26 protein-coding genes and 1 pseudogene are annotated in these 26,580 nt (G+C 59.8%); 20 read left to right on the top strand and 7 right to left on the bottom strand.

Annotated features, from left to right (window positions below):
- The first annotated feature begins 366 nt into the window (after positions 1–366).
- Positions 367–1,959 (top strand): ABC transporter substrate-binding protein, encoded by a 1,593-nt coding sequence (locus AB4N82_RS10625; RefSeq protein ID WP_032884399.1) that lies wholly within the window; start codon positions 367–369, stop codon positions 1,957–1,959.
- Between the two features lie 27 nt (positions 1,960–1,986).
- Here the strand turns inward: AB4N82_RS10625 and radC are convergent, their stop codons facing one another.
- Positions 1,987–2,661: a RadC family protein gene (radC, locus tag AB4N82_RS10620; RefSeq protein ID WP_032884400.1), complete on the bottom strand. Its 675-nt coding sequence runs from the start codon at positions 2,659–2,661 to the stop codon at positions 1,987–1,989.
- Positions 2,662–2,804: 143 nt separating this feature from the next.
- Here radC and coaBC point away from each other — a divergent pair, with 143 nt between their 5' ends.
- From coaBC to argB, 4 genes and pseudogenes are all read left to right on the top strand, one after another.
- Entirely contained in the window at positions 2,805–4,013 is a 1,209-nt protein-coding gene (gene coaBC, locus AB4N82_RS10615) for a bifunctional phosphopantothenoylcysteine decarboxylase/phosphopantothenate--cysteine ligase CoaBC (RefSeq protein WP_016970585.1), read from the top strand.
- A gap of 5 nt (positions 4,014–4,018) precedes the next feature.
- Complete coding sequence (dut, locus tag AB4N82_RS10610; RefSeq protein WP_032884403.1) at positions 4,019–4,474, top strand: dUTP diphosphatase; 456 nt, start codon at positions 4,019–4,021, stop codon at positions 4,472–4,474.
- Between the two features lie 240 nt (positions 4,475–4,714).
- Positions 4,715–6,136: pseudogene (locus tag AB4N82_RS10605) on the top strand (phosphomannomutase/phosphoglucomutase); the annotation flags it as partial.
- A gap of 19 nt (positions 6,137–6,155) precedes the next feature.
- Complete coding sequence (gene argB, locus AB4N82_RS10600; RefSeq protein WP_017735763.1) at positions 6,156–7,061, top strand: acetylglutamate kinase; 906 nt, start codon at positions 6,156–6,158, stop codon at positions 7,059–7,061.
- A gap of 62 nt (positions 7,062–7,123) precedes the next feature.
- Here argB and pyrE read toward each other — a convergent pair whose 3' ends face one another.
- The gene (gene pyrE, locus AB4N82_RS10595) at positions 7,124–7,771 is read right to left on the bottom strand and encodes an orotate phosphoribosyltransferase (RefSeq protein ID WP_027608288.1); all 648 of its coding nucleotides are present in this window, start codon (positions 7,769–7,771) and stop codon (positions 7,124–7,126) included.
- A gap of 82 nt (positions 7,772–7,853) precedes the next feature.
- On the opposite strand from pyrE, the gene AB4N82_RS10590 reads away from it, so the two are divergent.
- Positions 7,854–8,633, top strand: a complete 780-nt coding sequence (locus tag AB4N82_RS10590; RefSeq protein ID WP_003195493.1) for an exodeoxyribonuclease III — start codon at positions 7,854–7,856, stop codon at positions 8,631–8,633.
- Between the two features lie 58 nt (positions 8,634–8,691).
- On the opposite strand, the gene AB4N82_RS10585 is transcribed toward AB4N82_RS10590, so the two are convergent.
- Together AB4N82_RS10585 and rph are read right to left on the bottom strand one after the other, a co-directional pair.
- Positions 8,692–9,060: a DUF4870 domain-containing protein gene (locus AB4N82_RS10585; RefSeq protein ID WP_032884406.1), complete on the bottom strand. Its 369-nt coding sequence runs from the start codon at positions 9,058–9,060 to the stop codon at positions 8,692–8,694.
- Between the two features lie 22 nt (positions 9,061–9,082).
- Positions 9,083–9,805, bottom strand: a complete 723-nt coding sequence (rph, locus tag AB4N82_RS10580) for a ribonuclease PH (protein WP_017735760.1) — start codon at positions 9,803–9,805, stop codon at positions 9,083–9,085.
- A gap of 216 nt (positions 9,806–10,021) precedes the next feature.
- On the opposite strand from rph, the gene AB4N82_RS10575 reads away from it, so the two are divergent.
- The 7 genes from AB4N82_RS10575 (at position 10,022) to AB4N82_RS10545 (ending at position 16,131) form a co-directional block, all read left to right on the top strand.
- Positions 10,022–10,885 carry a YicC/YloC family endoribonuclease gene (locus AB4N82_RS10575; protein ID WP_095185208.1) on the top strand — a complete coding sequence of 288 codons (864 nt, stop codon included), beginning with the start codon at positions 10,022–10,024 and terminating at the stop codon, positions 10,883–10,885.
- Positions 10,886–10,895: 10 nt separating this feature from the next.
- Entirely contained in the window at positions 10,896–11,516 is a 621-nt protein-coding gene (gene gmk, locus AB4N82_RS10570; RefSeq protein ID WP_032884410.1) for a guanylate kinase, read from the top strand.
- Between the two features lie 167 nt (positions 11,517–11,683).
- Positions 11,684–11,947, top strand: a complete 264-nt coding sequence (rpoZ, locus tag AB4N82_RS10565) for a DNA-directed RNA polymerase subunit omega (protein ID WP_017735757.1) — start codon at positions 11,684–11,686, stop codon at positions 11,945–11,947.
- 60 nt (positions 11,948–12,007) lie between these two features.
- Positions 12,008–14,113, top strand: a complete 2,106-nt coding sequence (spoT, locus tag AB4N82_RS10560; protein WP_032884411.1) for a bifunctional GTP diphosphokinase/guanosine-3',5'-bis pyrophosphate 3'-pyrophosphohydrolase — start codon at positions 12,008–12,010, stop codon at positions 14,111–14,113.
- 40 nt (positions 14,114–14,153) lie between these two features.
- A complete protein-coding gene (locus tag AB4N82_RS10555) occupies positions 14,154–14,534 on the top strand; it encodes a RidA family protein (protein WP_003176922.1) in 381 nt (126 codons plus the stop codon).
- A 56-nt stretch (positions 14,535–14,590) separates the two neighbouring features.
- Positions 14,591–15,331, top strand: coding sequence for a hypothetical protein (locus tag AB4N82_RS10550; RefSeq protein ID WP_099601755.1), 741 nt, complete (start codon positions 14,591–14,593; stop codon positions 15,329–15,331).
- A 77-nt stretch (positions 15,332–15,408) separates the two neighbouring features.
- Positions 15,409–16,131, top strand: a complete 723-nt coding sequence (locus tag AB4N82_RS10545) for a hypothetical protein (protein WP_460104889.1) — start codon at positions 15,409–15,411, stop codon at positions 16,129–16,131.
- A 26-nt stretch (positions 16,132–16,157) separates the two neighbouring features.
- Here the strand turns inward: AB4N82_RS10545 and AB4N82_RS10540 are convergent, their stop codons facing one another.
- Entirely contained in the window at positions 16,158–17,009 is an 852-nt protein-coding gene (locus AB4N82_RS10540) for an SDR family oxidoreductase (protein WP_122756229.1), read from the bottom strand.
- A gap of 189 nt (positions 17,010–17,198) precedes the next feature.
- On the opposite strand from AB4N82_RS10540, the gene exbB reads away from it, so the two are divergent.
- The 6 genes from exbB to AB4N82_RS10510 all read left to right on the top strand — a co-directional run bounded on the left by exbB (position 17,199) and on the right by AB4N82_RS10510 (position 23,976).
- On the top strand, positions 17,199–18,167 hold the full coding sequence (gene exbB / locus AB4N82_RS10535; RefSeq protein WP_032884415.1) for a tonB-system energizer ExbB: 969 nt from the start codon (positions 17,199–17,201) through the stop codon (positions 18,165–18,167).
- Between the two features lie 6 nt (positions 18,168–18,173).
- Positions 18,174–18,599: a TonB system transport protein ExbD gene (gene exbD / locus AB4N82_RS10530; RefSeq protein WP_032884416.1), complete on the top strand. Its 426-nt coding sequence runs from the start codon at positions 18,174–18,176 to the stop codon at positions 18,597–18,599.
- Entirely contained in the window at positions 18,596–19,345 is a 750-nt protein-coding gene (locus AB4N82_RS10525; protein ID WP_122763972.1) for a TonB family protein, read from the top strand. Before exbD ends, AB4N82_RS10525 begins: the two co-directional genes overlap by 4 nt.
- Positions 19,346–19,493: 148 nt before the next feature.
- Positions 19,494–20,414 carry a hydrogen peroxide-inducible genes activator gene (locus AB4N82_RS10520; protein ID WP_003213305.1) on the top strand — a complete coding sequence of 307 codons (921 nt, stop codon included), beginning with the start codon at positions 19,494–19,496 and terminating at the stop codon, positions 20,412–20,414.
- Between the two features lie 8 nt (positions 20,415–20,422).
- Positions 20,423–22,498, top strand: coding sequence for an ATP-dependent DNA helicase RecG (gene recG, locus AB4N82_RS10515; protein ID WP_032884418.1), 2,076 nt, complete (start codon positions 20,423–20,425; stop codon positions 22,496–22,498).
- Positions 22,499–22,575: 77 nt separating this feature from the next.
- Positions 22,576–23,976, top strand: a complete 1,401-nt coding sequence (locus AB4N82_RS10510; protein WP_032884419.1) for an aminoacyl-tRNA deacylase and HDOD domain-containing protein — start codon at positions 22,576–22,578, stop codon at positions 23,974–23,976.
- A gap of 76 nt (positions 23,977–24,052) precedes the next feature.
- Here AB4N82_RS10510 and AB4N82_RS10505 read toward each other — a convergent pair whose 3' ends face one another.
- A complete protein-coding gene (locus AB4N82_RS10505; protein ID WP_003195530.1) occupies positions 24,053–24,427 on the bottom strand; it encodes a hypothetical protein in 375 nt (124 codons plus the stop codon).
- 274 nt (positions 24,428–24,701) lie between these two features.
- On the opposite strand from AB4N82_RS10505, the gene AB4N82_RS10500 reads away from it, so the two are divergent.
- Positions 24,702–25,553 (top strand): hypothetical protein, encoded by an 852-nt coding sequence (locus AB4N82_RS10500; protein ID WP_122763974.1) that lies wholly within the window; start codon positions 24,702–24,704, stop codon positions 25,551–25,553.
- 98 nt (positions 25,554–25,651) lie between these two features.
- Here the strand turns inward: AB4N82_RS10500 and tagQ are convergent, their stop codons facing one another.
- Positions 25,652–26,578, bottom strand: a complete 927-nt coding sequence (tagQ, locus tag AB4N82_RS10495) for a type VI secretion system-associated lipoprotein TagQ (protein ID WP_122681911.1) — start codon at positions 26,576–26,578, stop codon at positions 25,652–25,654.
- Positions 26,579–26,580 lie beyond the last annotated feature (2 nt).

Here is a 26,580-nt window from a genome sequence, read left to right as displayed (position 1 = left end):
GTCTTACCGGCTACACCTACAAGCGAAGGAACCGGGCCCCTAGAAAAGAGCGCTGCTTTATACCAGAAAGACCTTGGTGCAACAACAGCGAGTGTGTTTTTACCGGAGTAAATCTCGACCATTGGCGCCTGAACCGTTGCCAGGAGGGGCCGACACAACAGCCGACCGCTCGTCGCACAGAATGATTTTCAGCGCCCGCACGCACCGTAAAGTGCACGGCGAAACAATCTGAGGCGCCATCAAAACAGCATTTGAGCCAAAAGCACAGGCAAAAATGGGCTAGTCATTTATCAATCAGAGCACTACGGTAGGACTTTTCCAGACTGCACTCGCAGATGGGCCTTCGATCTGCAAAGGAAACCGAATATGCGCCTCGCTGCCCTACCGCTGTTGCTTGCCCCTCTCTTTATCGCGCCGCTGGCCTCTGCCGCCACCAACCTGAGCGTGTGCACCGAGGCCAGCCCTGAAGGGTTTGATGTGGTGCAATACAACTCGCTGACCACCACCAACGCCTCCGCCGACGTACTGATGAACCGCCTGGTGGACTTCGATGCCGCCAGCGGCAAGCTGGTGCCAAGTCTGGCGGACAGCTGGGAAGTGTCGCCGGACGGCCTGACCTACACCTTCAAGCTGCACCCGGATGTGAAGTTCCACCGCACCGAGTATTTCACCCCAAGTCGCAGCCTGACCGCCGAAGACGTGCGCTTCAGCTTCGAACGCATGCTCGACCCGGCCAACCCGTGGCACAAGATCGCCCAAAGCGGCTTCCCTCACGCCCAGTCTCTGCAACTGCCAACACTGGTCAAGAAGATCGATGCCCTCGACCCGCTGACGGTGCGCTTCACTCTGGATCATGCCGACTCCACCTTCCTCGCAGCCCTGAGCATGGGCTTCGCCTCGATTTACCCGGCCGAATACGCCGACAAGTTGCTCAAGGCCGGCACGCCGGAGAAACTCAACAGCCAACCGATTGGTACCGGCCCGTTCATTTTCAGCCGTTTCCAGAAAGACGCTGTGGTTCGTTACAAAGCCAACCCGGACTACTTCGGCGGCAAACCGGCTGTGGATAACTTGATCTTCGCCATCACGCCGGATGCCAACGTGCGCCTGCAGAAGCTGCACCGCGATGAGTGCCAGATCGCCCTGTCGCCCAAGCCCCTGGATGTAGGCGAGGCAGAGAAAGACCCAGCCCTCAAGGTGGAAAAGACCGCTGCATTCATGACTGCATTCGTGGCGATCAACAGCCAGCACCCTCCCCTGGATAAACCCGAAGTACGTCAAGCGATCAACCTGGCCTTCGATAAGGCCAGCTACCTCAAAGCCGTATTTGAAGGCACCGCCGAAGCCGCCAACGGCCCTTATCCGCCCAACACCTGGAGCTACGCCAAGGACCTGCCGGGTTATCCACAGGACCTCGCCAAGGCCAAGGCCCTGCTGAATCGCGCCGGGCTCAAGGACGGCTTCAAGACCACCATCTGGACACGTCCCACTGGCAGCCTGCTGAACCCTAACCCGAACCTCGGCGCGCAATTGCTGCAAGCCGACCTGGCCAAAGTCGGCATCCAGGCCGAGATCCGAGTGATCGAATGGGGCGAACTGATTCGCCGCGCCAAAGCCGGCGAGCATGACCTGCTGTTCATGGGCTGGGCCGGCGACAACGGTGACCCGGATAACTTCCTGACCCCGCAGTTTTCCTGCGCAGCAGTGAAGTCAGGCACCAACTTCGCTCGCTACTGCGACCCGGCGCTGGACAAACTGATCAGTGCCGGCAAAACCACCAGCGAGCAAGGGGTGCGCAGCAAGCTGTATCAACAGGCCCAGGCTCAAATCCAGCAGCAGGCGCTGTGGCTGCCGCTGGCGCATCCGACGGCGTTCGCCCTCGCGCGCAAGAGTGTCGACGGCTATCAAGTAAGTCCGTTCGGGCGCCAGGATTTCTCGAAGGTCAGCGTCAAGCCCTGAACCGTAACCCCACCTGAAAGGGTGGGGTTACATCCATCCGTATTCCGCCATCGATAACGGATCACCATCTCCCACGATGATGTGATCCAGCACCCGCACGTCTACCATCTCCAGCGCTTTTTGCAGGACTTTGGTCAATTTTCGATCAGCTGCACTCGGCTCCACACTTCCCGAAGGATGGTTATGACAAAGGATCAACGCCGCCGCGTTGTAAGCCAACGCGCGCTTGACCACTTGCCGGGGGTACACCACAGCAGCGTCGATGGTGCCCTCGGATAACGCCTCGAAGCCCAACACCCGATGCTTTGAATCGAGAAACAGGCAGCCAAAGATCTCGTGGGGCTCATGACGCAACAGCGCCTTGAGGTATCCCCGCACGACTTCCGGACTTTCCAGTGCCGATTCATTGCGCAACTGTTCGGCCATATGCCGCCGGGACATCTCTAGTACCGCCTGCAACTGGGCAAACTTCGCCGGCCCCAAGCCCAGTTGCTGATTGAACAGCGCCTGGCTTGCTTCCAGCAGCGGGCGTAAGCCGCCAAATTGCGCCAGCAGATGGCGCGCCAGGTCCACCGCGCTCCGACCTGCGACACCGGTGCGCAGGAAGATTGCCAGCAGTTCAGCATCCGACAGACTCGCCGCGCCCCACGCCAAAAGCTTCTCCCTGGGCCGCTCTGCCGCCGGCCAATCACGAATACTCATCCCACCTCCCTGTGCATGTGCGCCGCTGTTGCGGGGCAGACGCTGTGTTATCGTAGGCCCTCTTTTTTGCATGCGATTTCACCTGGGGAGGGGAGATCGCACGCACCACTGAACTGGCTTCACTGAACTGGAAAGGCAAACCAATGCAGCGTCTGTATCGGAAACGCATCGTTCTCGGCGTCGGCGGCGGCATTGCCGCCTACAAGAGCGCAGAGTTGGTTCGCAGGCTCCTGGACCAAGGTGCCGAAGTGCGCGTGGTCATGACCCGTGGCGGGAGCGAGTTCATCACACCCCTGACCATGCAGGCCCTGTCCGGCCACCCGGTTCATCTGGACCTGCTGGACCCGGCGGCCGAAGCTGCCATGGGCCACATCGAACTGGCCAAATGGGCCGACCTGGTGCTGATCGCCCCGGCCACTGCCGACCTGATCGCCCGCCTGGCCCAAGGTATCGCCGATGACCTGCTGACTACCTTGGTACTGGCCACCGACGCCACCGTTGCCATTGCCCCCGCGATGAACCAGGCCATGTGGCGCGATCCGGCCACCCAGGCCAACACCCAACTCCTGCAAAGCCGTGGCCTCAAGGTGTTCGGCCCGGCATCGGGCAGCCAGGCATGTGGCGACGTGGGCATGGGCCGCATGCTCGAAGCCACCGACCTGGCCCTGTGTGCCGCCGAGTGCTTCCAGCACTTGGCCCTGACCGGCAAGCACGTGTTGATCACCGCCGGCCCGACCCAGGAAAACATCGACCCGGTGCGTTACATCACCAACCATAGCTCAGGAAAAATGGGCTTTGCGCTGGCAGAAGCCGCGGTCGAGGCAGGCGCCCGCGTCACGCTGATCACCGGACCGGTACATCTACCGACCCCTGATCGCGTCACGCGAATCGATGTAGTCAGCGCCCGAGACATGCTCGCGGCCTGCGAAGCGGCTATTCCCTGCGACCTTTTTATCGCCTCGGCAGCGGTTGCGGACTACCGCCCGGAAGTCGTCGCCCCGCAAAAGCTAAAGAAAGACCCTACAAGCGGCGACGGCCTGCTACTGCAAATGGTGCGCAACCCGGACATCCTGGCCACCATCGCCACACGTCCTGACCGCCCGTTCAGCGTCGGCTTCGCCGCCGAGACCGAGCATCTGCTGGACTACGCCGCACGCAAATTGAAAGACAAAAACCTCGACCTGATCGTTGCCAATGATGTCGCCAACCCGAGCATCGGCTTCAACAGCGAGGAAAACGCCTGCAGCGTGATTGACCGCGACCTGCACGCGACCCTTTTCGCCCAGACCAGCAAGGGCAAGATTGCCCGCCAACTGATCTCTTTTATCGCCCAACGGCTGAACCAGGTTTAATTTCCATGCACGCTTTGCAAGCCAAGATCCTCGACCCACGCATCGGCACCGAATTCCCACTGCCGGCCTACGCCACCCCAGGCTCTGCCGGCCTGGACCTGCGTGCCATGCTCAAGCAAGACACCCTGCTTGAGCCGGGACAGACCGTCCTGATCCCTACCGGCCTGTCGATCTACGTGGGCGACCCTGGTCTGGCTGCGCTGATCCTGCCGCGCTCCGGCCTGGGCCACAAACACGGCATCGTGCTGGGCAACCTGGTAGGCCTGATCGACTCGGACTACCAAGGCGAGCTGATGGTGTCGTGCTGGAACCGCGGCCAAACCGCATTCAACATCGTGGTCGGCGAGCGCATTGCCCAGCTTGTTCTTGTGCCGGTGGTACAGGCGCACTTCGAACTGGTGCAGGAATTCGACGAAACCCAACGTGGTGCAGGCGGCTTTGGGCATTCAGGCAGTCTCTGACTAAGCTGAACGTGGCCGGGTGCTTTTGCCCGGCCAGACGCCACCGCATGGCTTTTCAGGATGAAGAATGCGCGGAATTTATCAGCGAGATTTCCCTAGCTAAATCAACGTATTACGCAGAAATAAGCCTGGCTTCCAAACGCCGATGGCATTTTTGCACCACGAACTCTCTGCCGAAAACACCGTCATACCCTTCAGTTTGAGCCTGCCGGTCAGCCACTTTAAGGCCAGCCTTGCCCCCTTCAGATGGAGTTTCCCCCCGCGATGAGTACCGCAGCCCGAGTAGCCCCGACATTCCCCGACAGCATCTTTCGCGCCTATGACATCCGTGGCGTGGTGCCCAAGACCCTGACTGCCGAAACGGCCTACTGGATCGGCCGCGCCATCGGCGCCCAGAGCCTGGCTCAGGATGAGCCCAACGTATCGGTAGGCCGTGACGGTCGTTTGTCCGGCCCGGAGCTGGTGGAGCAACTGATCCAAGGCCTGGCCGACGCCGGCTGCCATGTCAGCGACGTCGGCCTGGTACCAACGCCAGCTCTGTACTACGCCGCCAACGTCCTGGCCGGCAAGTCCGGGGTGATGCTCACTGGCAGCCATAACCCATCGGATTACAACGGTTTCAAGATCGTCATCGCTGGCGACACCCTGGCTAACGAACAGATCCAGGCCTTGCATACCCGCCTGAAAACCAACGACCTGACCAGCGGCAAAGGCAGCATCACCAAAGTCGACATCCTGCAGCGCTACTCCGACGAAATCACCCGCGACGTCAAGCTCGCCCGCCGCCTCAAAGTGGTAGTGGACTGCGGCAACGGCGCGGCCGGTGTGATCGCGCCGCAACTGCTCGAAGCCTTGAACTGCGAAGTAATCCCGTTGTTCTGCGAGGTTGACGGCAACTTCCCCAACCACCACCCGGATCCAGGCAAGCCAGAAAATCTGGTGGACCTGATCGCCAAGGTCAAGGAAACCGGCGCCGATGTCGGCCTGGCCTTCGATGGTGACGGCGACCGCGTAGGTGTGGTGACCGAGACCGGCGAGATCGTATTCCCCGACCGCCTGCTGATGCTGTTCGCACGTGACGTAGTGGCGCGCAATCCCAACGCAGAAATCATCTTCGACGTGAAGTGCACCCGCCGCCTCACGCCGCTGATCAAGGAATACGGCGGCCGCCCGCTAATGTGGAAGACCGGTCACTCGTTGATCAAAAAGAAAATGAAGGAAACCGGCGCGCTGTTGGCCGGTGAAATGAGCGGTCACGTGTTCTTCAAAGAGCGCTGGTTCGGTTTTGACGACGGTATCTACAGCGCCGCTCGTCTGCTGGAGATCCTCAGCAAGGAAAAATCCACTGCCGAAGAGCTGTTTCAGACCTTCCCGAATGATATTTCTACGCCAGAGATCAATATCCATGTGACCGAGGAGAGCAAATTCAGCATCATTGACGCACTGCACGACGCGCAATGGGGCGAAGGCGCCAACCTGACCACCATTGATGGTGTGCGAGTCGATTACGCCAAAGGCTGGGGCCTGGTTCGCGCGTCCAACACCACACCGGTGCTGGTGCTGCGTTTCGAGGCGGATACCGAGGCTGAGTTGCAGCGCATCAAGGACGTGTTCCACGCCCAGTTGAAACGTGTTGCCCCTGATCTCCAATTACCGTTCTGATTTTTTACCGGAGCCCTGAATGACCCTCGAACGCGAAGCCGCTGCCAACACCGCCAAGGTCCTGTCCGAAGCGTTGCCTTACATTCGACGCTACGTCGGCAAGACGCTGGTGATCAAGTACGGCGGCAATGCCATGGAAAGCGAAGAGCTGAAAACCGGCTTTGCCCGCGACATCGTGTTGATGAAAGCCGTGGGGATCAACCCTGTGGTGGTGCACGGTGGCGGCCCGCAAATCGGCGACCTGCTCAAGCGCTTGTCGATCGAGAGTCACTTCATCGATGGCATGCGTGTCACTGACGCGCAGACCATGGACGTGGTGGAGATGGTCCTCGGCGGCCAGGTGAACAAAGACATCGTCAACCTGATCAACCGCCACGGCGGCAGCGCCATCGGCCTGACCGGCAAGGACGCCGAGCTGATCCGCGCGAAAAAACTGACCGTTACCCGTCAAACGCCGGAAATGACCCAGCCGGAAATCATCGATATCGGCCAGGTAGGCGAAGTGATCGGCATCAACACCGACCTGCTGAACCTGCTGGTCAAGGGTGACTTCATCCCGGTGATCGCGCCGATCGGCGTGGGTGCGAACGGTGAGTCCTACAACATCAACGCCGACCTCGTCGCCGGCAAGGTCGCCGAGGCGCTGAAGGCTGAAAAGCTGATGCTGCTGACTAACATCGCCGGCCTGATGGACAAGGAAGGCAAGGTGCTGACCGGCTTGACCACTCAACAGGTGGACGAACTGATCGCCGACGGCACCATCTACGGCGGCATGCTGCCGAAGATCCGTTGCGCGCTGGAAGCAGTACAAGGCGGCGTTGGCAGCTCGCTGATTCTGGATGGCCGTGTACCGAATGCAATCCTGCTGGAAATCTTTACCGATACAGGTGTGGGTACGCTGATCAGCAACCGCAAGCGCCCTTAAAACGCTGAAAACAAAAAGCCCCGCTCAACTTGGTTGAGCGGGGCTTTTTTATGGTTCGGCGATTACTGAACGCCGAACTGCTCGCGATACGCCTTAACTGCCGGCAAGTGCTGCTTGAGCTGCGGATCATCTTCCAGGAACTGCAACACCTGGTTCAACGAAACGATGCTTACCACCGGAATACCGAAATCACGCTCCACTTCCTGGATCGCCGACAACTCACCGTTGCCGCGCTCCTGGCGGTTCAGCGCGATCAGCACGCCAGCAGCCTTGGCGCCGTCTTGGGAAGCGATAATCTGCATCACTTCACGGATGGCGGTGCCGGCGGTGATTACGTCGTCAATGATCAGCACGTCGCCGGTCAGCGGCGCGCCCACCAGGCTGCCGCCTTCGCCATGAGCCTTGGCTTCCTTGCGGTTGAAGCACCATGGCAGATCGCGCCCATGGTGTTCCGCCAGGGCCACGGCTGTTGCAGCTGCCAGGGGGATACCCTTGTAGGCCGGGCCAAACAGCACGTCGAAGGAAATACCGCTTTCAACGATGGCTGCCGCGTAGAAACGCCCCAACTGAGCCAGGGCCGAACCCGAGTTGAACAAGCCCGCATTGAAGAAGTACGGACTGGTGCGCCCGGACTTGAGGGTGAACTCACCGAAGCGCAAAACCCCGCGATCGATGGCAAAACGAATGAAATCGCGTTGATACGCCTGCATGAAAAAAGCCTCAGATACCACGGATTTAGCTAATTAGGTAGACGGCGTGTATCATACACGCACGCGATTTTTGGGGCCATTTATGCGGATCATCAGTGTGAACGTTAATGGTATTCAGGCTGCAGTCGAGCGTGGTTTGCTCAGTTGGCTGCAAGCTCAGAATGCCGACGTCATCTGCCTGCAGGACACCCGCGCCTCCGCCTTTGAACTGGACGACCCAGCCTTCCAACTGGATGGCTACTTCCTTTATGCCTGCGATGCCGAAGTGCCCACCCAAGGTGGCGTGGCTTTGTACTCGCGGTTGCAACCCAAGGCGGTCATCAGCGGCCTCGGCTTCGAGACAGCCGACCGCTACGGGCGCTACCTGCAAGCCGATTTCGACAAGGTCAGCATCGCGACCTTGCTGCTTCCTTCGGGGCAGAACGGCGATGAAGACTTGAACCAGAAGTTCAAGCTAATGGACGATTTCGCCCGTTATCTGGATAAACAGCGGCGTAAACGTCGCGAGTACATTTACTGTGGCTCGCTGTACGTGGCGCAACAAAAGCTGGATATCAAGAACTGGCGCGACAGCCAGCAATCCCCAGGTTTCCTGGCGCCGGAACGGGCCTGGATGGACGAGATTGTCGGCAACATGGGCTATGTGGATGCCCTTCGTGAAGTCAGCCGCGAAGGCGACCAGTACAGCTGGTGGCCAGACAATGAACAGGCTGAAATGCTCAACCTGGGCTGGCGCTTCGACTACCAGTTGCTGACCCCAGGTCTGCGCCGGTTCGTACGCAGTGCACGTTTGCCGCGCCAGCCGCGTTTCTCGCAGCACGCGCCGCTGATCGTGGACTACGACTGGACACTGACCATCTAAGGTCTTTCTCCAGACACAAAAAAACCGACATCGCTGTCGGTTTTTTTGTGGGCGATCACTATTTGACCAAACGCCAGGTCCATGGGTATCGGTAGGCTGTGCCGTTGTTGGCTTTAACGCCGCCAATGATCGTCAGCACCAGCGCCGCAACCACGAGCACCAACATCAACACAAAGCCGATCACCACAAACCCCAGCACCATGCAGACCAGCCAGGCGATGGCCACCGTGATCTGGAAATTCAGGGCTTCCTTGCCCTGATCATCGATAAGCGGGTCCATATCCTTCTTGATCTGCCACACGATCAACGGCCCCAACAGGCTGCCAAAGGGGAATACCAACCCCAGAAACGCCGCGAAGTGACACAACATCGCCCATTGGCGAACTTCCTTGGTCGGTGCCGGAACCGGCAATTGACTGTCACTCATGGCGCTTCTCCTTGAAGTCAGCTTAGTCAGCCAGTGCGGCGTTCTGCAGTTCGAAGATCTCGGTCATGCCTTTCTGGGCTAGGGCCAGCATGGCGTTCAGCTCGGCCGGCTGGAATGGCGCGCCTTCAGCGGTGCCCTGCACTTCGATGAAACCACCGGTGCTGGTCATCACGACGTTCAGGTCAGTCTCGGCAGCCGAATCTTCCAGATAGTCCAGGTCCAGCACAGGCTCGCCCTGGTACATACCCACCGATACAGCGGCAATCATTTGCTTGAGCGGGTCGCCGCCTTTCAGGCCGCCACGTTTCTTGATCACTTTCAGTGCGTCGACCAAGGCCACCATCGCGCCAGTGATGGATGCAGTGCGGGTGCCGCCATCGGCCTGGATCACGTCGCAGTCGACGTAAAGGGTCACGTCGCCCAGCTTGGACATGTCCAGGGCTGCACGCAGGGAGCGACCGATCAGGCGCTGGATTTCCAGGGTGCGGCCGCCTTGCTTGCCACGGCTGGCTTCACGCTGGTTACGTTCACCGGTGGCGCGCGGCAGCATGCCGTATTCGGCGGTCAACCAACCCTGGCCCTGGCCTTTAAGGAAACGCGGCACGCCATTTTCAACGCTGACGGTGCAGATAACCTTGGTATCGCCAAACTCGACCAGTACAGATCCCTCGGCGTGTTTGGTGTAGTTGCGGGTGATGCGGATCGAGCGGAGCTGATCGGCAACGCGACCACTTGGACGTTTCATAGGGGATACCTGTACTGAGGACGAAAAACTGCCGAGCATTATAGAGCCGCGAGCCGATTCGGGGCACTTCTAAAAATCTGGTTACGAATGGTCAGCCTATCGCCCATTGTTTGGGCGCACTCGCCCCACTGCGCTACAATCCTGCGCCTTCGCAGCCTGTCGGCTTCAATTTACCCATCAGCCCGTGTTTGCGGGACTGCATCGCGAGGTACCTCCATGGTGCACAGCATGACCGCCTTCGCCCGCGTCGAAAAAGCAGGCGCCCAAGGCACCCTGAGCTGGGAACTGCGCTCGGTCAACAGCCGCTACCTGGAGCCGCACCTGCGCCTGCCGGAATCCTTCCGCGACCTCGAAGGCGCCGTGCGTGAGGCACTGCGCCAGGGCATCTCCCGCGGCAAGCTGGAATGCACCCTGCGCTTTACCGAAGAAACCACCGGCAAGCCGCTGCAGGTAGACCGCGAGCGCGCCGCGCAACTGGTCGCTGCCGCCGAAACCATCGCCGGCCTGATCAAGCAGCCCGCAGCGCTGAACCCTCTGGAAGTGCTGGCTTGGCCCGGGGTGCTGGTGGCCGACGCCTCCGATCCGCAAGCCCTCAATGCCGAAGCCCTCGCCCTGTTTAATCAGGGCTTGAAGGAGCTCAAGGCCGGCCGCGAACGCGAAGGTGCCGAACTGGCACGCCTGATCAACGAGCGCCTGACTTCGATCGAAGCAGACGTGGTCATCTTGCGCGAGCTGGTGCCGCAGATGCTCGCCACCCAACGTCAGAAGGTTCTCGACCGCTTCACCGACATGAAGGCCGACCTCGACCCGACGCGCCTGGAGCAGGAAATGGTCCTGCTGGCCCAAAAGAGCGACGTCGCCGAAGAGCTGGACCGCTTGAGCACCCACATCCTCGAAGTGCGTCGCGTGCTCAAATCCGGCGGCGCCGCCGGTCGGCGCCTGGACTTCCTGATGCAGGAACTCAACCGCGAAGCCAATACACTCGGCTCCAAGGCATTTGACCCGCGCAGCACCACGGCTGCCGTCAACCTCAAAGTGTTGATCGAGCAAATGCGCGAACAAGTACAGAATATTGAGTAAGGCAACCTACATGACCCACAGCACCGGCACCCTTTACATCATTTCCGCCCCTTCGGGCGCGGGCAAGAGCAGCCTGGTCAAGGCCCTGACCGACGCTGACGAGCAGATTCGCATCTCGGTCTCCCACACCACCCGTGCCATGCGCCCGGGCGAGGTGAACGGCGTGCACTACCACTTCGTCGAGCGTACCGAGTTCGTCAAAATGATTGAGCACGGCGACTTCCTGGAGCGTGCCGAAGTGTTCGGCAACCTCTATGGCACTTCGCAGAGCCATCTGCAGCAGACCTTGGACGAAGGCCACGACCTGATCCTGGAAATCGACTGGCAGGGCGCCGAGCAAGTTCGCCAGCTGATGCCCAAGGCACGCTCGATCTTCATCCTGCCGCCGTCGCTCGAAGCCTTGCATCAGCGCCTGACCAATCGTGGTCAGGACAGTGACGAGATCATCGAAGGCCGCATGCGTGAAGCCGTCAGTGAAATGAGTCACTACGTCGACTACGACTACCTGATCATTAACGACGATTTTTCCCACGCACTGGACGACCTGAAGGCGATTTTCCGCACGAATCAGCTCCAGCAAAAGCGTCAACAGCAGCGTTTCGGCAAATTACTGGCCGAACTGCTTGGCTGATTGGGTCTTCCCAAAACGGCTGTAAGGGCTTTACATTGGCCCTTGTAGCGGTTTTGCGAGGGCCTGCGAAAAATCAGCGCTTCCCTAAACGCTGGTGATTTTTTAAACTGCTCAGTCCGCTCGCCCAACCGGGCAGCGCGCATCTTGCATTCGCTCCGAGGAATATCATGGCCCGCGTAACCGTTGAAGACTGCCTAGACCACGTGGCAAACCGCTTTGAGCTGGTCATGCTCTCTACCAAGCGTGCCCGTCAACTGGCCACTGGCGGCAAAGAGCCCCTGGTCCAGTGGGAAAACGACAAACCTACCGTTGTAGCCCTGCGTGAAATCGCTGAAGGCCTGATGAGCTACGAGTTCATCGCCAACGCTGAGATCGTTGAAGACGAACCGCTGTTTGCAGCGTTCGAGGACGAGTCCAACGAGGCCGTCTAAGCCTATGCCTGGTCGACGTAGCACGGCGCGGAGTCACAGCCTTCGGCAGGAGTTCACACTTTGCCGAGCATAGACGCCCTCGCCGATCGCTTATCGACCTACCTCGGCCCCGACCAGGTTAACCTGGTCCGCCGAGCGTATTTCTACGCCGAACAAGCCCACGACGGCCAACGCCGCCGAAGCGGTGAGGCGTACGTAACCCATCCTCTTGCGGTGGCGAATATCCTGGCCGACATGCACATGGACCATCAGAGCCTGATGGCCGCGATGCTGCATGACGTGATCGAAGACACCGGTATTGCCAAGGAAGCGCTCAGTGCGCAATTTGGCGAAACCGTGGCCGAACTGGTCGACGGGGTCAGCAAACTGACCCAGATGAACTTCGAAACCAAGGCTGAAGCCCAGGCGGAAAACTTCCAGAAGATGGCCATGGCCATGGCCCGGGACATCCGAGTGATCTTGGTCAAGCTGGCCGACCGGCTGCACAACATGCGCACGCTGGAAGTGCTGTCCGGCGAAAAACGTCGGCGCATCGCCAAGGAAACCCTGGAAATCTATGCGCCCATCGCCAACCGGCTGGGCATGCACGCCATTCGTATCGAGTTCGAAGACCTCGGCTTCAAGGCCATGCACCCGATGCGTTCGGCGCGCATCTACCAAGCGGTCAAGCGTGCCCGTGGCAACCGCAAGGAAATCGTCAACAAGATCGAAGAGTCGCTAAGCCATTGCCTGGCGATCGACGAAATCGAGGGCGAAGTCAGCGGGCGGCAGAAGCACATCTACGGCATCTACAAGAAGATGCGCGGCAAGCGTCGGGCCTTCAACGAGATAATGGACGTGTACGCGTTCCGGATCATCGTCGACAAGGTTGATACCTGTTACCGCGTGCTGGGCGCTGTACATAATTTGTACAAACCCCTGCCGGGCCGCTTCAAAGACTACATCGCGATTCCCAAGGCCAACGGCTATCAGTCACTGCATACCACGCTGTTCGGTATGCATGGCGTGCCGATAGAAATCCAGATCCGCACCCGCGAAATGGAAGAGATGGCCAACAACGGCATCGCCGCCCACTGGCTGTACAAGTCCAGTGGCGACGAGCAGCCAAAAGGAACCCATGCCCGCGCCCGCCAATGGGTCAAAGGCGTGCTGGAAATGCAGCAACGTGCTGGCAACTCCCTGGAATTCATTGAAAGCGTGAAGATTGACCTGTTCCCGGACGAGGTCTACGTGTTCACACCCAAAGGCCGGATCATGGAGCTGCCCAAAGGCTCCACGGCGGTCGACTTCGCTTACGCGGTGCATACCGACGTGGGCAACAGCTGCATCGCCTGCCGGATCAACCGTCGCCTGGCTCCACTGTCCGAGCCGCTGCAAAGCGGCTCAACCGTGGAGATTGTCAGCGCGCCTGGCGCACGCCCGAACCCGGCGTGGCTCAACTTCGTGGTCACCGGCAAGGCGCGTACGCACATCCGTCACGCCCTCAAACTGCAGCGCCGCTCCGAGTCCATCAGCCTCGGCGAACGCCTACTGAACAAGGTGCTCAACGGTTTCGACAGCGCTCTGGATAAGATCCCGCAGGAGCGTGTGCAAGCGATGCTCCACGAGTATCGCCAGGAAACCGTCGAAGACTTACTGGAAGATATCGGCCTGGGCAACCGCATGGCTTATGTGGTCGCCCGCCGCCTGCTTGGCGAAGGCGAGCAATTGCCAAGCCCCGAAGGCCCACTGGCAATTCGCGGCACCGAGGGCCTGGTACTCAGCTACGCCAAGTGCTGCACGCCGATCCCGGGCGACCCTATTGTCGGCCACCTGTCCGCAGGCAAAGGCATGGTCGTGCACCTGGACAACTGCCGCAACATCACCGAAATCCGCCACAACCCGGAAAAATGCATCCAGCTCTCGTGGGCCAAGGATGTCACCGGCGAATTCAACGTTGAGCTGCGGGTGGAGCTGGAACACCAGCGCGGCCTGATCGCCTTGCTGGCCAGCAGCGTCAACGCGGCCGACGGCAATATCGAGAAAATCAGCATGGACGAACGCGATGGTCGCATCAGCGTTGTCCAACTGGTGGTCAGCGTGCACGACCGCGTGCACCTGGCCCGTGTGATCAAGAAGCTGCGTGCCTTGACCGGCGTGATCCGCATCACCCGCATGCGCGCATAGCTGTTCAGATAAGTCATCGCCCCATTACAAGGAGTCATTCATGACCAAGACTGTTATCACCAGCGACAAGGCCCCGGCCGCCATCGGTACTTACTCCCAGGCAATCAAGGCGGGCAACACTGTCTACATGTCCGGCCAGATCCCTCTGGACCCGAAGACCATGGAACTGGTGGAAGGCTTCGAAGCACAGACCGTGCAAGTTTTCGAGAACCTCAAGTCCGTCGCCGAAGCTGCCGGCGGTTCGTTCAAGGACATCGTCAAGCTGAACATCTTTCTTACCGACCTGAGCCATTTCGCCAAGGTCAACGAGATCATGGGCAAGTACTTCGAACAGCCTTACCCAGCCCGCGCCGCCATCGGCGTTGCTGCTCTGCCAAAGGGCGCGCAGGTTGAGATGGACGCGATTCTGGTCATCGAGTAAAACACCCGGCGCAGCCCTCACAGGCCGCGCCGACTTCGTTTTAAAAGGATTTCATGATGCGCAAAGCGCTTGTAGCCACTTCGTTGCTCGCCCTGATGCTCGGCGGCTGCGCCAGCAACCCGGCCGACCTGGATGTGAGCGGCACCTGGATCAACCAGGTCGCCATCGATGCGGCAGCCAAAGGCGGCCCTTTGCGCGAAGCACTGCAGAGCTTTGGCCCGAACCTCGAGTGGGAGGTCAACTCCAAGGCGGCGCAGGCACGCTACTACAACGGTTTTGAGGTTGCCGAAGGCAAGCTGCTCGGCGAGCAATCCGGCGCCTGGAGCGTGGATTTCTACGGCAGCTCCGCCACTGAGCTCAAGCGCAAAGGCAAACAACTGCTGCAAGTGGCGAACGACAATGAGCCCGAACAGCTGTTTGCTCGCGCCAAAGATCCAGCCCCGGAAGGCGCGCCACTGGGCGCGAACTTCGAACGCGCGCTGTATGCGGCCTATATGGGCGGCGACTGGAAGATCACCGACGGCTTCGGCAGCGGGGCCACGGTGCAATTCCAGTCTGACGGCAAAGTCGCCGGCTTACCGGGCGTCGATCGGTACTCACTGTGCCTGGCAGGTGATTGCGCATCCATGAGCGGCGGCTACGACAGCATGTGGCTGCAACTCAACGGCGTGGGTAACCCATGGATTTTTGCCCGCAAAGGCAAACAGCTGGAAATTTTCCAGGCGATCAACACTGCACAGACCGATGAGGTGCCTTCGTTTACGCCTGGGCCACGTCAGTGGTTACTGGAAAAATAGTGATACAGAACAAAGGAGCCCAAAGGCTCCTTTTTCTTTAGCCTGCGCCACGGTTTCTTACCCTCAGAGATGGCTCCATGCGCGCATTGCTTACCTTCGGCCTGCTACTGCTTGGCGGATGCACCCATACGTCGCCGAAAACGGATATCAGCGGCATCTGGATCAACCAGACAATCCTTGATGCCGCTGCGTTGAGCCAATCGCTGAACACTCAGGGCTCAAATCTGGAATGGAATATCGATATCCACGCCGGCAAGGCGCAGGTGAGCAGCGGCTTCGAAATGGCCGAAGGCAACCTGTTGCAAACATCCCCTGACGCCTGGACCGTCGACTATGGCGGCTATAGCAGTGACGCACTGCGCCTCGACGGCAAACAGCTCATCCAACTGGGCAAAGAGCATATGAAGGAACAGGTGTTCAGCCGCCCTATCGACACCGCTAAAACCGAAGAAAGGTGGGGCAGCGCTTTCAGGAGGGCCCTGAACGCCGCTTACGTGGGTGGAAAATGGCGCATCATCGAGGGGCCAGGAACAGGTGAAACTGTAACGTTCGCTGCGGATGGCCAGGTCTCAGGGCTTGCAAAAACGGATAGATACGAACTATGCCTGGACGGTGACTGCGCCTCCCAAGGCGCAGGCAATAACACGCTTTTCCTGACCAATGGAGACGTCGGTAACACCTGGATCTTTGTGCGCAAGGGAAAGCAGATGGAAATCCTCCAGGCAATCAACGGCGCGCAAAACGACGAAATACCCACGTTCACGCCCGGCCCGCGCCAATGGCTGCTAGAACAGCAATAACACAGATCCAACGGTGGGGAGGGGCTTCAGCCTTTTAGAATGGCCGCATACCCTTCTCGATAGCTCGGATACGTCGGCACCCAACCCAGCGCTTTGATGCGAGCATTGCTGCATTGCTTGCTACCAGCACGCCGCACGCTGGCGTCCTCGGACCACTCCGTTACGCCCAGGTAGTCACGCAACCAGGCCACCACCTCGGCCAAGGGAGCCGGCGCATCGTCGACGCCGATATAGATTTTATCCAGAGAACCGCCCTGCTCCACATGGCGCAACAAGAAGGCCAGCAAACCCGCCGCGTCGTCCGCGTGAATGCGGTTGCCATATAAAGGTGGATCGATCGCCACGCGATAACCCTGGCGTACCTGGGTCAGAAGCCACTCGCGGCCCGGACCGTAAATGCCGGTCAGACGCACAATGCTCGCAGGAATGCCGCTATTGAGTGCGACCTGTTCGGCCTCCAGCATGACCTGCCCGGAATAGCCCTTCGCCTTGGTTTCAGAGGTTTCGTCGACCCACTCGCCATTCAGTTGCCCGTATACGCTACTGCTGGATACAAACAACAAATGCTTGGGTTCCTGACCGTAATCTTTTAGCCACTCCAACACATGCTGCAATCCTTGCACGTAGGCCGCGCGATAACCGGCCTCATCGTGATCCGTCGCGGCAGCGCAATACACCAGGTAATCCACCCCGCCAATGGGCCAGGTGTCGGGGCAATCCTTGTTGAAGAGGTCGCCGGCAATGCCGATCACGCCGTTGGGCAAACGCGAAATGTCGCGTCGCAGGCCATAAACCTCCCATTCCGAGGCCAGCAATTGGCTAGCCAGGCGACTACCCACATCGCCGCATCCGGCAATCACAACAGAAGGTGCAGACATCACAAAACTCCATTCTCAAAGGTCTAGGTTAGCCTTCTCGGCTGACCAGCGGCCAGAAAAAGCACAAATAAAGTTACTGTATTACTTTTGTTAACAAGAATTACTTGCAATAATGACCGCCCATTTGTCCTCGGCCGCCTAGGGTCTGGTAGGACGATCACTCATTTTTTCTTCTCAGGTCCGGCCAGCATGACACGTAATACCACCCCCGCTTCGCCAACCAAGCTTCACAGCCCGTCCCGCGCCTGGCGCGCGATTGCTGCGATGCTGTTCAGCGTGCTGCTGGCGCCGACCGCCGCATTCGCTGATGCCAACGCCCCAGCCACGCCGGCGGCCGTCGAGCAAAACGCTGCTGCCCCGGCCGCTCCAGCCGCCACCGATCCAGCCCAGGCTGCTGCCCCAGCCGCCACTGACGAAACTGGCGTCGTGCTGGAAGAAGACAACACCCTGGGCATGGCCCATGACCTGTCGCCGTGGGGCATGTACCAGAACGCAGACGTCGTGGTGAAGGCCGTGATGATCGGCCTGGCCATCGCTTCGATCATCACGTGGACCATCTGGATCGCCAAAGGCTTCGAGTTGCTGGGTGCCAAGCGCCGTCTGCGTACTGAAATCGTCCACCTGAAAAAGGCCACTACCCTCAAGGAAGCCAGCGAGAGCGCGACCAAAAAGGGCACCCTGGCCAATACCTTAGTGCATGACGCACTGGAAGAAATGCGCCTGTCGGCCAACACCCGTGAAAAGGAAGGCATCAAGGAGCGCGTGGCGTTCCGCCTGGAGCGACTGGTAGCAGCCTGCGGCCGTAATATGAGCAGCGGCACCGGCGTACTCGCCACCATCGGTTCCACCGCGCCGTTCGTCGGTCTGTTCGGTACCGTGTGGGGCATCATGAACAGCTTTATCGGCATCGCTAAAACCCAGACCACCAACCTCGCCGTCGTTGCCCCCGGCATCGCCGAAGCGCTGCTGGCAACCGCCCTGGGCCTGGTTGCTGCAATTCCTGCGGTGGTGATCTACAACGTCTTCGCCCGTTCGATTGCCGGCTATAAAGCCCAGGTATCCGACGCGTCGGCAGAAGTCCTGCTGCTGGTCAGCCGCGACCTCGATCACCTGCCTACCGAGCGCAGCTCGCAACCGCACATGGTGAAAGTGGGGTAATCGGCCATGGGCCTGCATTTGAATCAAGGCGACGATGAACTCGTCGAGAACCACGAAATCAACGTCACGCCGTTTATCGACGTAATGCTGGTACTGCTGATCATCTTCATGGTGGCCGCTCCCTTGGCAACCGTGGATATAAAGGTCGACCTGCCCGCGTCCAGCGCCAAGCCTGCGCCGCGGCCCGAGAAACCGGTGTTTCTCAGCGTCAAGGCGGACCAACGCCTGTTCCTGGGCGAAGAAGAAGTCAAAGCTGAAACCTTGGGCCAGGTCCTCGACGCCAAGACCCAAGGCAAGAAAGACACGACGATCTTCTTCCAGGCCGACAAGGGCGTGGACTACGGCGACCTGATGAGCGTGATGGATGCCCTGCGGGCAGCCGGCTACCTCAAGGTAGGCTTGGTCGGACTTGAGACGGCAGCCAAGAAATGATCACGACGCGCCACAAACTGACGCGTTATGGCACCAGCCTTGCCGTCGTGCTGGGCGTGCACGCCGTCGCGATTGCTATCGCGCTCCATTGGTCGGCGCCGCACACTGTGCAGCTGCCGCCGGCCGCCATGGTCATTGACCTGGCGCCGATGCCAGCACCGCCGCCACCGGCTCCACCGAAAGTGGTCACGCCACCGCAACCGCCCGCACCGGTGGAAGAGTTGCCTTTGCCGAAACTGGCCGAGGCACCCAAGCCGACGATCCAGGTGCCCAAGCCGGTCAAGCCCAAGCCCAAACCTCAGCCGCCCAAGCCGGTAGAGAAAAAGATCGAGCCACCCAAGGAGAAACCTTCCGAGGATCCGCCGAGCGATGCTCCGCCGACCAAAGCGCCGGCTGAAAAATCGGCGCAGCCGGCTCCAGGCCCGTCGCCGCAGCAGCTTGCAGCCAAGGCCTCTTGGGAAGGCACCCTGCTGGCGCATTTGCAGAAGTACAAAAAGTACCCGCCAGGTGCCCAGGCCCGTGGCAAGGAAGGCCTGAACCGCTTGCGCTTCGTGGTCGATGCCGAAGGCAACGTGCTGTCCTACGAGTTGGTGGGCCGTTCCGGCAACGCTGACCTGGACCGTGCAACCCTGGACATGATCCGTCGTGCCCAACCGCTGCCCAAGCCACCGGCCGACATGGTGAAAAGCGGCAGTGTCGAGATCGTTGCACCATTCGTGTACAACATCGAAAAGCGTCGCCGCTGATATGACTGTGGCAAGGGGCAACCCTTGCCATTCTCAGCAAACAGCAAAATCCTCCGCATCCCCCGCTCAATCCCCAACAAACTTCTGATAACGTGCGTCTATCGATTGCAGCCGGTATGCTTGGCCCGCAACTTCATGGACGCCTGCTATGACTCTTACAGAATTACGCTACATCGTTACCCTCGCCCAAGAGCAGCACTTCGGCCATGCGGCCGAGCGTTGCCACGTCAGCCAGCCGACGTTGTCGGTGGGCGTGAAAAAGCTTGAAGACGAACTCGGTGTGCTGATTTTCGAGCGCAGCAAAAGCGCCGTGCGCCTTACCCCGGTGGGCGAGGGCATAGTTGCCCAGGCCCAGAAAGTCCTGGAACAAGCGCAAAGCATTCGCGAGCTGGCCCAGGCCGGTAAGAACCAGCTGACCGCTCCGCTGAAAGTCGGCGCCATCTACACCGTCGGCCCGTACCTGTTCCCGCACCTGATCCCGCAACTGCACCGCGTCGCACCGCAGATGCCGCTGTATATCGAAGAAAACTTCACCCACGTGCTGCGCGACAAACTGCGCAACGGCGAGCTGGACGCGATCATCATCGCCCTGCCGTTCAACGAGGCCGACGTGCTCACGCTGCCGCTCTACGACGAGCCGTTCTACGTGCTGATGCCCGCCTCCCACCCGTGGACGCAGAAAGACACCATCGACGCCGGCCTGCTCAATGACAAGAGCCTGCTGCTGCTTGGCGAGGGCCACTGCTTCCGCGACCAAGTGCTGGAAGCCTGCCCGACGCTGACCAAAGGCAACGACGGCGCCAAGCACACCACCGTGGAATCCAGCTCCCTGGAAACCATTCGCCATATGGTCGCTTCCGGCCTGGGCATTTCGATCCTGCCGCTGTCAGCGGTGGATAGCCATCACTACGCCCCCGGCGTGATTGCAGTACGCCCGCTCACACCTCCGGTGCCCTTCCGCACCGTGGCAATCGCCTGGCGTGCCAGCTTCCCACGGCCTAAAGCCATTGAGATCCTCGCCGACTCGATCCGCCTCTGTTCGGTGGCCAAGCCGCCTGCTGCGAGCTAAGTAGCCGTATGACTGAGCTGTCGCAGGTGTCGGTGACGGCACTCAAGGGTGTCGGTGAAGCCATGGCCGAGAAGCTGGCCAAGGTCGGGCTGGAAAATCTCCAGGACGTATTGTTCCACCTGCCCTTGCGGTATCAGGACCGCACCCGCGTGGTGCCCATCGGCCAGTTGCGCCCAGGGCAAGACGCCGTCGTGGAAGGCACCGTCAGCGGGGCCGACGTGGTCATGGGCAAGCGCCGCAGCCTGGTCGTGCGCCTGCAGGACGGCACCGGCGGTCTGAGCCTGCGCTTCTACCATTTCAGCAACGCGCAGAAGGAAGGCCTCAAACGCGGCACACGCGTGCGCTGCTATGGCGAGGCGCGACCCGGTGCCTCGGGCCTGGAGATTTACCATCCAGAATACCGCGCGATCACCGGCGACGAACCGCCTCCGGTGGACACCACCCTCACGCCGATCTACCCGCTCACCGAAGGCCTGACCCAGCAACGCCTGCGCCAACTGTGCACGCAGACCCTGACCATGCTCGGCCCGAAAAGCCTGCCCGACTGGCTCCCACTGGAGCTGGCTCGCGACTACCAACTGGCGCCGCTGGACGACGCAATTCGCTACCTGCATCACCCGCCAGCCGACGCCGACGTCGACGAGTTGGCCCTGGGTCACCACTGGGCCCAGCACCGCCTGGCCTTCGAAGAACTGCTCACTCATCAACTGTCCCAGCAGCGCCTGCGCGAAAGCATGCGTTCCCTGCGCGCCCCAGCGATGCCCAAGGCCACGCGCCTGCCTGCGCAATACCTGGCCAATCTTGGCTTCGCGCCGACCGGTGCCCAGCAACGTGTAGGTAATGAAATCGCCTACGACCTCAGCCAAAAAGAACCCATGCTCCGGTTGATTCAGGGTGACGTGGGTGCAGGCAAAACAGTGGTCGCCGCCCTCGCCGCCTTGCAGGCGCTGGAAGCCGGTTACCAAGTGGCGCTGATGGCACCCACCGAGATTCTCGCCGAGCAGCACTTCATCACCTTCAAGCGCTGGCTCGAACCCTTGGGCCTGGAAGTCGCGTGGCTGGCGGGCAAGCTCAAGGGCAAGAACCGCGCAGCGGCACTGGAGCAGATCGCCGGCGGCGCCCCGATGGTGGTGGGCACCCATGCGCTGTTCCAGGAGGAGGTGAAGTTCAAGAACCTGGCCCTGGTGATCATCGACGAACAACACCGCTTCGGCGTGCAGCAGCGCCTGGCCCTGCGCCAGAAAGGCGTGGGCGGTCGCATGAACCCGCACCAGTTGATCATGACCGCCACGCCGATCCCGCGCACGCTGGCCATGAGTGCCTACGCCGACCTCGACACCTCGATCCTCGACGAACTGCCGCCCGGCCGCACCCCGGTCAACACCGTACTGGTCACCGATACCCGGCGTGTCGAAGTGATCGAACGGGTACGCGGCGCCTGTGCCGAAGGGCGCCAGGCTTACTGGGTGTGCACGCTGATCGAAGAGTCTGAAGAACTGACCTGCCAGGCCGCCGAGACCACCTATGAAGACCTCACCAGCGCCCTCGGCGAACTCAAGGTCGGGCTGATCCACGGGCGCATGAAGCCCGCCGAAAAAGCCGCCGTGATGGCCGACTTCAAGGCCGGCAACCTGCAACTGCTGGTGGCCACCACGGTGATCGAAGTCGGTGTGGACGTGCCCAACGCCAGCCTGATGATCATCGAAAACCCCGAGCGCCTGGGCCTGGCGCAACTGCACCAACTGCGCGGCCGCGTCGGCCGGGGCAGCGCGGCCAGCCACTGCGTGCTGCTGTATCACCCGCCGCTGTCGCAGATCGGTCGCCAGCGTCTGGGCATCATGCGCGAGACCAACGACGGGTTCGTCATTGCCGAAAAAGACCTCGAACTGCGCGGTCCCGGCGAAATGCTCGGCACCCGCCAGACCGGCCTGCTGCAATTCAAAGTCGCCGACCTCATGCGCGACGCAGACCTGCTGCCCGCCGTGCGCGATGCGGCACAGGCCCTGATGGAGCGCTGGCCGGATCACGTCAGCCCGCTGTTGGATCGCTGGCTACGCCATGGGCAGCAATACGGCCAAGTGTGACGCCTGACTCACTTAAGCGACCTACAAATGTATCAAGCTGGTTATACTCCGATGACTGTAAGAAATTGGATCAGGCCATGTCAGAAGTTGCCCTCGCCACAGCCCCGCTGACCGCCCCACCGGTCATCCGGGCTCTGCTCGCAAAGCTCGCCATCCCCTACACGGAAGTTGCTGAACACCCTGGCCTGAATCCTGCGCAAAAGGTGCAGGCTGTGCTGCTGGAAGATGCGGTGGGTGCACTGATGGTGCTGTTCCCCCAAAACCAGCTGCTCGACCTCAACCGCCTCGCCGAACTCACCGGTCGCCGCCTCATCGCGGTGTCGCCGGATCGCGTCAAGCGTATGCTGGACAAGCATGAGCTGAGCCTGCTGCCAGGCCTGCCGGCACTCACCAGCTCGCCGTGCCTGTACGAAGGCAGCCTGCTCGACGAGCCGAGCCTGCTGGTGCATTCGGGCGAGCCAGGGCTGCTGCTGGAGATCGCCAGCGATGCGTTCAAGACCATGCTCACCAAAGCCAGCGCCGCAAACTTCGGCGAGCCGCTGAGTAATATCCGACCGAACCTCGACCGCCCCAATGATGACCGTGAGGAAATCACCCAGGCGATGCAGGCGTTCACCGCTCGCCGTATCCAGCAGCGCCTGGAAGCGACCATCGAGATTCCACCACTGGCTGACACCGCGCAGAAGATCATCAAGCTGCGCGTCGACCCTAACGCCACCATCGACGACATCACCGGCGTGGTCGAGACCGACCCGGCCTTGGCGGCACAAGTGGTCAGTTGGGCCGCGTCACCGTACTACGCGTCGCCCGGCAAGATCCGTTCAGTAGAAGACGCCATCGTGCGCGTACTGGGTTTCGATCTGGTGATCAACCTGGCACTGGGCTTGGCCCTCGGCAAGACCTTGAGCCTGCCCAAAGACCACCCTCACCAGGCCACGCCGTACTGGCACCAGTCGATCTACACCGCCGCCGTGATCGAAGGCCTGACCCGTGCCATGCCCCGCGCCCAGCGCCCGGAAGCAGGCCTGACCTACCTGGCCGGCCTGCTGCATAACTTCGGTTACCTGCTGTTGGCCCACGTGTTCCCGCCGCACTTCTCGCTGATCTGCCGCCACCTGGAGGTCAACCCGCATCTGTGCCACAGCTACGTGGAGCAACATTTGCTGGGCATCAGTCGCGAGCAGATCGGTGCCTGGTTGATGCGCTACTGGGACATGCCGGACGAACTGTCCACCGCCCTGCGCTTTCAGCACGACCCAACCTACGACGGCCAATATGCCGAATACCCGAATCTGGTATGCCTGGCTGTGCGCCTGTTGCGCAGCCGAGGGATTGGCTCTGGGCCGGATGAGGCGATCCCGGATGCGTTGCTGGAGCGCCTGGGGTTGAGCCGTGACAAGGCTGAAGAAGTGGTGAGCAAGGTGCTGGATGCAGAAGTGCTGTTGCGTGAGTTGGCGTCCCAGTTCACTCAAAACTGAATCTGTCGCCTCTCAGATAGCTATCGGGGGCGGTGCGACTTGCCCCCGATGAATCCAACTTGGTTTCCCTGAACGCCTACTTCTTTTTCTTCGGCTTCAAATACTTGGTCAACCCCTGGAACCAGATCACCAGCGCCGGGTTGCCCTTGATCTGGATCGACTTGTCCTGAATCCCCGTCATGAACGCCAGTTGCTTGTTCTTTGCCTGCATCGTGGCGAAGCCGTACGCGGCATCTTTAAACGCAATGGCGAACGCCGGCGCAGGATGAACACCTGAGCGGCTGGTAATACGTTGGTCTTTGACGATGAAGTGACGGGCAACCTTGCCGTCGAGGGTCTGCAACTGGAACGCCAGGTCTTTATCACCCAACTGTTGCTGGAAGGCGGGATTGGTCCGGCTGGCTTTGCCCATCATCAGGCCCAGCACCCAGAGGAGAAGACGAAATTTCATAAATGCACAGCCTCGGAATAATAAGGACTGGCGCAGTTTAGCGATTCGCCGGGAGAACGCCACTTCGTCATAGCAGAGTGGACAACTCAACACGCCTCTTAAGTGCTGACTAATGAGTCACTTTAAACGCTACACACCTGACGTGCTCACTAACGGAATAATAAGTATTCGAAATCAATATAAAAGACTGTGAATCCTAACAGTATTTAAAAGACCTGCTGAAAGCCAAGATTATCACCCCTACATCTGTCTATATTGAAACAGGACCCGCGCCATGAAGCCCGAACAAAATGCACGCGTCAAAGAGATAGAATTTCATATAAAGCTCGGCGAAATAGATCACACAATTGTCATTTCCCCAAGCATAACCTTGAAAAATGGAAAACTATTAATTAATGGCTCCAGATTGGTATTGGGTGGCGGCCCAGCAGGTGGACTGCATACTTTTGAAGCAAGAATTACCGATGGCTTGAGCCCAGGAAACTACAGTTTGGATAATGGATCAAACAATCTCGTAGATCTAGTTTACATAGCACCAAAGACTAACATATTGAACTCGTTCCACTCAGAGAGCGGCTCATTTTATCTGAACACAACTGCTACTATTGAACGCATTGACGCTACGTTCAACTGTGTGGCGAAAAACGTAAATCCCCTGATCACGGAAGAAGCGTACCTAAGTCTAGGTAAAATAGCGTTCCATCAGCCGCTTGAAGTTACAACAACCGGCGAGCTGACGGGAACTATTGAACCTGGCAACTCCAGTTTTACGCCAAAGACTTTTTCAATGCAGTTCGTCGAGGCACCCGACCACCCTGGCTTCCTTACGCTTGATGCAGCGGTGGGTAACCAGCGTCTGTTTGTTCATATCCCTAAAGCAAAACTTGGCGACGGCACCACGCAAACGCTACCCATCAATAAGGACGAAAGTGGAAAATCCGCGCTATCAACCTTACTTTATGGTGATGTATATCATGCAGAGTCAGGTGAAATCACATTCAACTACAACGAGCACACCCAAACGCTCACCGGCGATATTATTTTCCAAGCCACGGGAACTAACGCAATCCCAACAAAGATAACGTTTTCCAGTAAGGCTTTCAAAGTCACTGGCTTAGACGTTTAAACAGAATTCAACATCAATAAGTCAGCCTGAATACCGGCCGCCACCACTGTTAAGTGAGGCGGCCGTTTTCAATGCTCAGCGTAACCTAAGGCTGTGACTTAAACGTTAGGGCAAGGCACCGGCGCCCAGTCGGCCAGGTTTGGATCGCGGCAAGTGCCTTCGATCTGCGCTTTACCGGCGCTGGCGACCTTCTTGCTCTCATCTTGCTTGGTCTGGGCAGTCTGGAAGGTTTTTTCGGTGCTCACTGCTTCTGTTGGGACGGTTGGAAGAGGCGGCTTCTTCGGCGGTTTAGTGCCTGTACCTTTCTTCTTGCCCGGCGTCACAACGGGTTTTACATCGGCCTGGGCCACGGTGACCACGTCGGCACGCTGTACGCCAACCTGCTGCAGGTCTTTCTCGTAAGCCTGGGTGTAGTTGTTCAGGTCTTCGCTGGCCTTGCCGTTGACTGCAACGATCAGGTCATTGGACTCCTTCAAGCCCGAGACGATTTCCGCCAGGCGCTTGCGGCCTTCGGTGTCGTTGACGGTCTTGGCCTTACGGTCAGCCACCAGCTTGGTGAACGCGCTCTGATAGCACTGTTGCGACGCTTTGGCATACGCGGTGCTGCGGTCGATGTCGGAGGCGCTTTTGTTTACGTCAGCTGCATACGAAGCAATGCGCTGGTTGTCGTCGGCGATCTGCTTCTGACGCTCGGTGTAGTAACCCGCCGCGCCGCCGGCGAGGGCGCCGCCCGCTGCGCCAATGGCAGCATTACGGCCGCGCTTTTCGGAGTCGCCGGTCAGGGCGCCCAGCAGTGCACCGCCGGCCGCGCCGATGGCCGCGCCGGTGACAACCGACTTGGTCATGTTCGAGTCGGTGGCGCGCAAATGCTGCACCGGCTCGTAGCAGTTGGGGTAGTACTCGACCTTGGTGCTGGACGCCACCTTGGAGGCCGGCGATGTGGCGCAGCCTGTCAGCACGGTGCTGAAGCCAGCGGCAATCAGCAACAGGTGACGCTTGGAAACCGCCTTACGGGAAAAAAGCATAG

The sequence above is a fragment of the Pseudomonas sp. H1_D04 genome, from assembly GCF_054683855.1.
Note: the sequence above shows the minus strand (reverse complement) of the source record. Positions and strands in the feature narration are given on the sequence as shown.

What these genes read in the sequence shown, in the direction of transcription:
- exbB (WP_032884415.1), top strand. Translation starts at nt 17,199, where the DNA reads ATGACACGTAATACCACCCCCGCTTCGCCAACCAAGCTTCACAGCCCG.
- AB4N82_RS10585 (WP_032884406.1), bottom strand. Translation starts at nt 9,060, where the DNA reads ATGAGTGACAGTCAATTGCCGGTTCCGGCACCGACCAAGGAAGTTCGC.
- AB4N82_RS10510 (WP_032884419.1), top strand. Translation starts at nt 22,576, where the DNA reads ATGTCAGAAGTTGCCCTCGCCACAGCCCCGCTGACCGCCCCACCGGTC.
- AB4N82_RS10625 (WP_032884399.1), top strand. Translation starts at nt 367, where the DNA reads ATGCGCCTCGCTGCCCTACCGCTGTTGCTTGCCCCTCTCTTTATCGCG.
- AB4N82_RS10505 (WP_003195530.1), bottom strand. Translation starts at nt 24,427, where the DNA reads ATGAAATTTCGTCTTCTCCTCTGGGTGCTGGGCCTGATGATGGGCAAA.
- pyrE (WP_027608288.1), bottom strand. Translation starts at nt 7,771, where the DNA reads ATGCAGGCGTATCAACGCGATTTCATTCGTTTTGCCATCGATCGCGGG.
- dut (WP_032884403.1), top strand. Translation starts at nt 4,019, where the DNA reads ATGCACGCTTTGCAAGCCAAGATCCTCGACCCACGCATCGGCACCGAA.
- coaBC (WP_016970585.1), top strand. Translation starts at nt 2,805, where the DNA reads ATGCAGCGTCTGTATCGGAAACGCATCGTTCTCGGCGTCGGCGGCGGC.
- recG (WP_032884418.1), top strand. Translation starts at nt 20,423, where the DNA reads ATGACTGAGCTGTCGCAGGTGTCGGTGACGGCACTCAAGGGTGTCGGT.
- rph (WP_017735760.1), bottom strand. Translation starts at nt 9,805, where the DNA reads ATGAAACGTCCAAGTGGTCGCGTTGCCGATCAGCTCCGCTCGATCCGC.
- tagQ (WP_122681911.1), bottom strand. Translation starts at nt 26,578, where the DNA reads ATGCTTTTTTCCCGTAAGGCGGTTTCCAAGCGTCACCTGTTGCTGATT.
- AB4N82_RS10540 (WP_122756229.1), bottom strand. Translation starts at nt 17,009, where the DNA reads ATGTCTGCACCTTCTGTTGTGATTGCCGGATGCGGCGATGTGGGTAGT.
- rpoZ (WP_017735757.1), top strand. Translation starts at nt 11,684, where the DNA reads ATGGCCCGCGTAACCGTTGAAGACTGCCTAGACCACGTGGCAAACCGC.
- radC (WP_032884400.1), bottom strand. Translation starts at nt 2,661, where the DNA reads ATGAGTATTCGTGATTGGCCGGCGGCAGAGCGGCCCAGGGAGAAGCTT.
- AB4N82_RS10590 (WP_003195493.1), top strand. Translation starts at nt 7,854, where the DNA reads ATGCGGATCATCAGTGTGAACGTTAATGGTATTCAGGCTGCAGTCGAG.
- gmk (WP_032884410.1), top strand. Translation starts at nt 10,896, where the DNA reads ATGACCCACAGCACCGGCACCCTTTACATCATTTCCGCCCCTTCGGGC.
- argB (WP_017735763.1), top strand. Translation starts at nt 6,156, where the DNA reads ATGACCCTCGAACGCGAAGCCGCTGCCAACACCGCCAAGGTCCTGTCC.
- AB4N82_RS10520 (WP_003213305.1), top strand. Translation starts at nt 19,494, where the DNA reads ATGACTCTTACAGAATTACGCTACATCGTTACCCTCGCCCAAGAGCAG.
- AB4N82_RS10500 (WP_122763974.1), top strand. Translation starts at nt 24,702, where the DNA reads ATGAAGCCCGAACAAAATGCACGCGTCAAAGAGATAGAATTTCATATA.
- AB4N82_RS10525 (WP_122763972.1), top strand. Translation starts at nt 18,596, where the DNA reads ATGATCACGACGCGCCACAAACTGACGCGTTATGGCACCAGCCTTGCC.
- AB4N82_RS10550 (WP_099601755.1), top strand. Translation starts at nt 14,591, where the DNA reads ATGCGCAAAGCGCTTGTAGCCACTTCGTTGCTCGCCCTGATGCTCGGC.
- AB4N82_RS10555 (WP_003176922.1), top strand. Translation starts at nt 14,154, where the DNA reads ATGACCAAGACTGTTATCACCAGCGACAAGGCCCCGGCCGCCATCGGT.
- AB4N82_RS10575 (WP_095185208.1), top strand. Translation starts at nt 10,022, where the DNA reads ATGGTGCACAGCATGACCGCCTTCGCCCGCGTCGAAAAAGCAGGCGCC.
- exbD (WP_032884416.1), top strand. Translation starts at nt 18,174, where the DNA reads ATGGGCCTGCATTTGAATCAAGGCGACGATGAACTCGTCGAGAACCAC.
- AB4N82_RS10545 (WP_460104889.1), top strand. Translation starts at nt 15,409, where the DNA reads ATGCGCGCATTGCTTACCTTCGGCCTGCTACTGCTTGGCGGATGCACC.